Annotated in this window: 5 protein-coding genes; 3 read left to right on the forward strand and 2 right to left on the reverse strand. The window is 34.1% G+C overall.

Features of this window, described 5'->3' with window-relative positions; translation table 11 throughout:
- The 3 genes from B2U95_RS01485 to B2U95_RS01495 form a co-directional block, all read left to right on the forward strand.
- On the forward strand, positions 1-1,311 hold a 1,311-nt coding region (locus B2U95_RS01485; protein WP_296311757.1), incomplete at its 5' end, for a TonB-dependent receptor plug domain-containing protein.
- Between the two features lie 192 nt (positions 1,312-1,503).
- Positions 1,504-1,971: a thioredoxin family protein gene (locus B2U95_RS01490; RefSeq protein WP_296311761.1), complete on the forward strand. Its 468-nt coding sequence runs from the start codon at positions 1,504-1,506 to the stop codon at positions 1,969-1,971.
- A gap of 8 nt (positions 1,972-1,979) precedes the next feature.
- A complete protein-coding gene (locus B2U95_RS01495; protein ID WP_296311962.1) occupies positions 1,980-2,636 on the forward strand; it encodes a metal-dependent transcriptional regulator in 657 nt (218 codons plus the stop codon).
- A gap of 17 nt (positions 2,637-2,653) precedes the next feature.
- On the opposite strand, the gene B2U95_RS01500 is transcribed toward B2U95_RS01495, so the two are convergent.
- Positions 2,654-3,781 carry an efflux RND transporter periplasmic adaptor subunit gene (locus B2U95_RS01500; protein WP_296311763.1) on the reverse strand — a complete coding sequence of 376 codons (1,128 nt, stop codon included), beginning with the start codon at positions 3,779-3,781 and terminating at the stop codon, positions 2,654-2,656.
- Positions 3,782-3,791: 10 nt separating this feature from the next.
- On the reverse strand, positions 3,792-7,915 hold a 4,124-nt coding region (locus B2U95_RS01505), incomplete at its 5' end, for a CusA/CzcA family heavy metal efflux RND transporter (RefSeq protein ID WP_296311765.1).

A 7,915-nucleotide genomic window follows, 5' to 3' on the forward strand; every position in this document is an offset into this window, starting at 1 on the left:
ATGGGTGGCGTGAGTTATGATTTTGAAAATAAAAAAAACACTAATTATTATTCCATTTACAGTTCCGCACAATATACAGACCGCGGTAGTTATTATGGAGGGCTTGGTGGTGGAAACACAGCGCAAGATAGCACTACCGCGCTAAATGCTTACGGCACAACTAAGGATTTAGCTTGGGCAAGTGGTTTTCAGTTTACTAAAAAATTTAAAAGAGACGTGCTTACTACAGGAATTGAGCACAATCTGAGTAGTACCGAAGATATTATTAGCGGTTATAATAAGTTGATAGACCAAGACGTGAATGCAACAGGGCTTTACGCGCAATACGAATGGAAACCAAACCTTAAGTTTTCGGCATTAATTGGGACGCGATTAGATTATGTAAATGTCGACGGCATCTATAGAGTAGGCGATATTGAACGTAATGTTGATATTTCACAAACCGCTTTAAATCCGAGATTAACCCTAGCTTATGCCTTTAATGACGATTTAAAATTTAGAGGTGGTTATGCCAGAGGTTTTAGAGCACCACAGGCTTTTAATGAAGATTTACACATCTCTTCCGTTGGTGGCGAACCGCAATTTGTGATTCTTTCAAATGATATAAAACCCGAATATTCAAATGCATTTACGGGGTCTTTTAATTACACGAAAGATTTTAATACCACACAGACCAATTTTTTAATTGAAGGTTTTTTTACCAATATAGTGGATCCATTTACATTGGTAAGTACAGGTGTTCAGTTTGATAATGGTTCTATTTTAGAAGAAGTGCGTAATGGTGAAGGTGCTCGTGTTTATGGTGCTAATTTTGAATTTGGTGTATCACCTTCAAAAAAATGGTTGTTCCAAATTGGGGGTACATTACAACGTTCGGAGTATGAAAACGACCAACTTTTATTTGAAGCTGACGGATCTAACCCGAGTGAAAGTGATATCTTAATTTCAGAATTTGTACGAAATCCAAATGTTTACGGTTACCTTAATAGCAATTGGACCCCAAGTGAAAAGTTTAGTCTATCCGTCACAGGAACCTACACAGGCGAAATGATTGTGCCATTAGTGGTTAGTGATACTGGCTTTTTAAGCCTGAATAAAAGTCCTACCTTTTTTGATATGAATATCAATGCCGAAACACATTTCGACTTTTCTGAAGATTTTCAGTTAACTTTAAACGCTGGTGTTAAAAATATGTTCAATAGTTTTCAAGACGATTTTGATGTTGGTCCAACACGAGATTCAGATTATGTTTATGGACCAGCTATGCCACGTACATTTTTTATAGGGATTACTATTGGCAAAATGCATTAAAAATTTGGAGTTAATTTAAAAAAACTTCTCGATACAATTCTGATTAAAATGTCAGAATCACTCGAAGTGACGTAGTTCAAATATATTTTACTTTTAAAATCAAATCGTCAGTTCGAGTGATTTTAATCCCGATAGCTTTCGGGATTAAAATTTTATCGAGAATTATTTTTACCAAAATGTAAAATATATTAAATGAAGTATTTTGTTTTTATTTTATTGTTTTGTTTTTCAACATTCGCATCCGCTCAAAAGCAAACGGTCAATTGGTTAAGTTTCGAAGAATTAGAGCAAGCGTTATCAACCGAACCCAAAAAAGTAATGATTCATTTTTATGCAGATTGGTGCGTGTTTTGTAAAAAAATGGAAAAAGTAGTCTATACCAAGCCAAATATTGAAGCTGAATTAGCAACCAATTACTACGCAGTAAAATTTAATGTAGAATCTACAGATACTATCCAGTTTGGTGGAAAAAAATTTTTAAATTTGAATGTTGGAAAAAAGCGCGTGGCATACCATCAAATTGCCGAGTTATTAGCTGGCCAGGACGAACAAGAATTAACTTTGCCAGCAGTCGTGTTTCTTGATAAAGCGTTTACCATCGAAAAACGTGTGTTTCGTTATATTGCACCAAAAGAGCTGTTGGCACTTTTGCAAGACTAAAATATATGATAATTACCCTTACAGAAGAAAATTATTTAAAAGCCATTTTTCATTTGAGTCAAAAAAGTGAAGTGGAGATAAGCACGAATGCTATTGCAGAGCAGATTGATGCTAAAGCGTCTTCGGTAACGGATATGCTAAAAAAATTAGCCGAAAAAAATCTTATCACGTATATCAAGTACAAAGGTGTGAAATTGACTGAAAACGGTAGATTAACAGCAGTCGATATTGTCAGAAAACATAGACTTTGGGAAGTGTTTTTGGTTGATACCTTGAATTTTTCTTGGGATGAAGTTCATGATATTGCAGAACAATTAGAGCATATAAAATCGCCAAAATTAATCAACCAATTAGATGCTTTTTTAGGCTTTCCAACACACGATCCGCATGGCGACCCAATTCCAAATAAAGAGGGTGAAATTGTGAAGGTCAACAAAATTATGCTGTCTAAGGCAACTATTAACTCACATTATACTTGTGTTGGTGTTTTAGATTCGTCTTCAGACTTTTTAAAGTATTTAGATAAACATAAAATTGGTATTGGTACAGATATTTTAGTTGTAGATAAGGAAGATTTTGACCAGTCTATGACCATTACTATTGGAGCCAAAACTATAATTATGTCTAAAGCTATTACTAATAATATTTATGTGAAAAAAGTTTAACACGTTTTCATCAACTATCAATCACCAATTAAGCTAAAAGCACCATTAACCAATACTTTGTCGGTTTTCTTTAATCCTTTAAAATCCTTTAATTCAGTAAAGCCATTCGCTGTTTTAACGGCTTCAACTTTTACTTGTTTAAAATAGAAATTCGCATTTTTTTCTTCATCTAAAACTAAAATATAAATATCATTTTCTAGGCTAACAAAAGCGTTTTCGGGTAAGGCCATTGCTATTGTGTTATCTGTCATAATTTCGGCATTGACAAACATACCTGTTAAAAAATATTGAGAATCGTCATGCGGATGTCCATGTACTTTTATAGTTCTATTGGCTTCAATAGCTGTGCCAACCAAATATACTTTAGCCTCATAGGTTTCATCTGATGCTTCAGGAATACTAAATATTATTTTTTGCTCTTTTTTAATAGTCATAATATCCTTTTCAAATGCGGATAACTCAATGTGTACATGATCGTTATCTATTATTTCTAGTATTGAAGTTGTTGGTGAAACATAGCTACCTTTTGACACACTAACCTTCGTTATACTGCCGCTAATGGGTGCGTAAATATTCACTATAGAAGTGATATAACCTTCTTCAACTTTTATTGGATTAATATTTAGCATTGAAAGTTGTTTTTTGAGACCTTTATAACTAGCATTTGCAGTTTTATATTGGCTTTCCGCTTTCAAATACACTTTTTGTGAAATAATATTTTCTTTAAACATTCTGTTTTGGCGCTCATATTCAGATTTTAGATAATTGAGCTGTTCCTTTACTTCCATGTATTCTTGTTGCATACGCACAAATTCTGGGCTCTCAATAGTTGCAACTTTTTGTCCTTTTTTTACAATATCACCAACAAGTAAGGGAATCGTTTTTATGTAGCCACCTGTAATGGAATTAACAACGGCTTTGTTTTCTGGTGGCACATCTATGATGCCGTTGACTTTAACACTAACAGGAAATGTTTTTTCCTCTAGGCTTCCTAATGCCATTTTATTTTCTTCAAACTGTGCTTTAGAAACTTTAATGCGATCATCAGATTTCTCAATGCTAATCGCAGCTTCATTTTCAGAATTCCCACATGCTAGAATGGTGAGTATAATACTTAATGTTAATATTTTATATATAGGTTTCATAGCACTCTTTTTAAAAGGTTAAATAGTTGATTGCAATTACGTTTTGGTTGTAATTATTGAGACTTTCGAGATGGTTTAATTGGATGTCGTAAGCATTTTCTAGACTCAATATATATTGGTAAAAATCAATTTCACCATTTTTAAAACTACTGTTCGCCGTTTTTAATATTTCATTAGATAGATCAGTGCCTTCTTGTTCATAGTAATCTAAAGCTTTTTGATGCTGATTTAATTGAGATATTAATACATTGTATTTTGTGTTAAATTGAATTTCATAATCTTGAAATTCTTCTATTGCAATAGTCTCTGCAATTTTTGATGCTTTTATTCTTGAAGACTTACCCGTAAATAATAATGGGATTTTTAACCCAATCTGATAGCCATACAAGTTGGTATTTATCCCTGAGTTTGTCCCTTGGAAATATTCTAAACTAATATCTGGTAATAACCGTTGCTTTTCCAAATGACGCTTGGTTTCTAATAGCGATATGGTATTTGAATAATATGCTATTTCAGGACTTTCATTAATGCTTATAATATCTAAGGCTATTTTTAGCAAAGGGATTTTTGCTATTTCTATACGATCTTCACTTTGAATAATACTCATCAATAGATTATAGGCAATTATAACATCTTCTTCAGCTTTTACTAGGTTAAGATTCACTTGTCGCTGTTTAGACCTTGCCGTTATTTTTTCTAAATAATTAGTTTCACCTAACTCAAAACGTCTTTGTGCAACATTAGAAAAATTCTGATACAAACTATCTAGTTTTTTGTAAACCTGTTCTTTCTGAGCTGAGTATAAATAGTTGTAATAATTAGAAGTTATCTCACGTTTCAGAGCCTTTTCTTTTATATTATAACTCGAATTTTCTAAATTAACATTCGCTTTATTTAGTTTTTTTTGTGTGAAGTAAACAGTTGGAAATAGAAAATCTTGTTGCACGCCAAATACACCAATAGGTTCATTATTTATGGCTAAATTATTTTGGTCATAACCATAATATACTTGCATCTTATCAAAATCAAAGGCACTATTGATAAGTGCCTCAGATTGCTCAACTTTTAGTCTGTTAGCATTAAGTCCTGCATTATTTTCTGTAGCAATAGTTATAAGACTTTCAAGTGTTTGAGAATGATCTTGACCGTAAGAATTCATTGAAGATAATCCCATTAAAAGGAGTATTGCCATTATACTTGTTTTACCAGGATTTAACTTCCTCCTTGGTTCATTATTACTGTTAAAATATGAATATAGTACAGGTAAAACTATAAGCGTAAGTAGGGTAGCTGTAACTAACCCTCCTATAACGACAGTTGCCAATGGTCGTTGTACTTCTGCGCCAGCATTTGTTGAAATTGCCATAGGTAAAAACCCTAAAGCAGCAGCAGATGCAGTTAGTAAGACTGCACGCAGACGGTCTTTTGTCCCTTGTTTAATAAGTGTTTCCATATCTTTAAAACCTTTATTTTTTAAGTCTTTAAAATGCTCAATAAGAACAATACCATTAAGTACTGCAATTCCAAAAAGTGCAATAAAACCAACGCCTGCAGAAATACTAAAAGGCATATCCCTAACCCAAAGTAAAACAACACCTCCAACCGCAGCTAATGGTATTGCTGAGAAAATAAGCAGCGCTTCCTTTATAGAGTTAAAAGTAAAATATAACAGTATAAAAATGAGTATTAGCGCTATTGGTACAGCAATTAGTAATCTAGATTTTGCGGCTTGTAAGTTTTCAAACTGACCACCATACATGATGCTATAACCAACAGGAAGATTTATGTTTTTATCTATAAGATTTTGAATATCTGTAACAACCGATTCAAGATCACGATTTCTTACGTTAACACCTACAACAACTCTTCTTTTGGTATCATCTCTAGCGATTTTTGCAGCTCCTTTTTGGTAGGTGATTTCAGCCAATTCGCGCATTGGTATTTTACCTCCATTAGGTAAATCGACATATAGATTTTTAATATTATCAATGTCTTTTCGTTTTTCTTTATCTAACCTTACGACGAGATCAAAACGTTTTTCTCCTTCATAGACACTACCAACGGTTTTACCAGCAAATCCCATAGATAACATGGTGTTAAGATCGTCAATATTAAGTCCGTAGCGTGCCACTTTAGAGCGGTCATACTTTACGCTCATTTGAGGTAATCCATCAATTTTTTCTACTGTAATATCTGCAGCACCATCAACGCTCTGGATTAATGATTTTATTTCACTTCCTTTTTTTGCAAGTATACTGAGATCTTCCCCAAATATTTTTATGGCAATATCTGCACGGACACCAGTAATGAGTTCGTTAAAACGCATTTCTATAGGCTGTGTAAATTCGACTTCCATTCCTGGAATTATTGCAAGGGCTTCTTTAAATTTATTCGCAAGTTCGTCCTTAGAGGAAGCGGAAACCCATTCCCCTTTTGGTTTTAGAGTAATAATAACATCGCTATCTTCCATAGACATTGGGTCTGTGGGCACTTCGGCAGCACCAATTCTGGTGACAACTTGTTTTACTTCAGGAAAATTATCGATTAGAATGTTTTCGATTCTCGTAGTGATTTCTACAGTTTTACTTAATGAGGTTCCGGTTTTAAGTATGGGTTGAATGACGAAATCACCCTCGTCTAAAGTAGGGACAAATTCGCCTCCCATATTTACGAATATATAAACTGAAATGGCTAATAGTAAAGTGGCACTACCTAAGACTAATTTTTTACTCTGCAAAGCCCAATGAATTACTGGCTCATAGAGATTGGTTAGCCAGCGCATTAATCGCACTGAAATATTTTTTTCTGAAGCCTTTGTTGGTTTTAGAAATAATGCAGCGACTACGGGTACATAGGTAAAACAAAATAACATTGCACCAATTAAAGCAAAGCTAAAGGTTAATGCCATAGGCTTAAACATTTTTCCTTCAATACCACTTAAAGAAAGAATAGGAATAAAAACGATGAGAATGATGAGTTGACCAAAGATGGCCGAATTCATCATTTTTGAAGCACCATTAAAAGTAATTTGATCTTTGAAATCTTGAACTTCATGTTTGTTAAGCGCAGAAATTTCGACTTCTTTTTTTGTGATCTGAAAAGCAATAAATTCAACAATAATGACTGCCCCATCAACAATAATTCCGAAGTCAATGGCGCCTAAACTCATTAAATTAGCATCAACACCAAAAATGTACATCATCGCTATTGCAAATAATAAGCATAAGGGTATTACAGAGGCGACGACTAAACCCGAACGCCAATTACCTAATAATAAAACCACTACAAAAACAACAATGAGACAACCTAAAATTAAGTTTTCAGTAACGGTCGAAGTTGTTTTAGCAATTAATTCACTGCGATCTAAAAAAGCATTAATATAAACCCCTTTAGGTAATGATTTAGAGATGGAAGCGACACGTTCTTTAACCGCATCTATCACTTGTTTAGAGTTAGCGCCTTTAAGCATCATCACTTGTCCTAAAACTTTTTCACCTTCACCATTTCCTGTAACAGCACCAAAACGCGTTGCGTAGCCAAAACCAACTTCAGCAACATCTTTAATGTAAATGGGTACTCCTGAATTATTTTTGATAACAATGTTGCCTATGTCTTCTAAAGAGCTCACCAAACCATCTCCACGAATAAAGTAAGCTTGATTTACTTTCTCGATATAGCCTCCACCTGCAACACTATTGTTCATCTCAAGAGCTTCAAAAACTTCTTTGGCGGAAATGTTCATTGCATTTAGCCGTTCAGTGTCTAGAGCAACTTCATATTGTTTCAAAAAACCTCCCCAGGTATTTACCTCGACAACTCCCGGAATTCCTGACAGTTGTCTTTTTACAATCCAGTCCTGGATTGTACGCAGGTCTTCAGCTGTATAATCGTCTTTATATTCGGGTTCTACATCTAAAACATATTGGTAAATTTCCCCCAGTCCAGTTGTTATTGGGCCCATTTCTGGTATTCCAAATCCGTGAGGGATTTTTTCGGAAGCTGATTTAATTTTTTCTGCAATAAGTTGTCGTGGCAAATAGGTGCCAATAGCGTCATCGAATACGATGGTTACGACAGATATACCAAATTTTGAAACTGACAGGATTTCTTGAACACCAGGAAGATTCGCCATTT

Source organism: Winogradskyella sp. UBA3174, assembly GCF_002364335.1.
Classification (GTDB): domain Bacteria; phylum Bacteroidota; class Bacteroidia; order Flavobacteriales; family Flavobacteriaceae; genus Winogradskyella.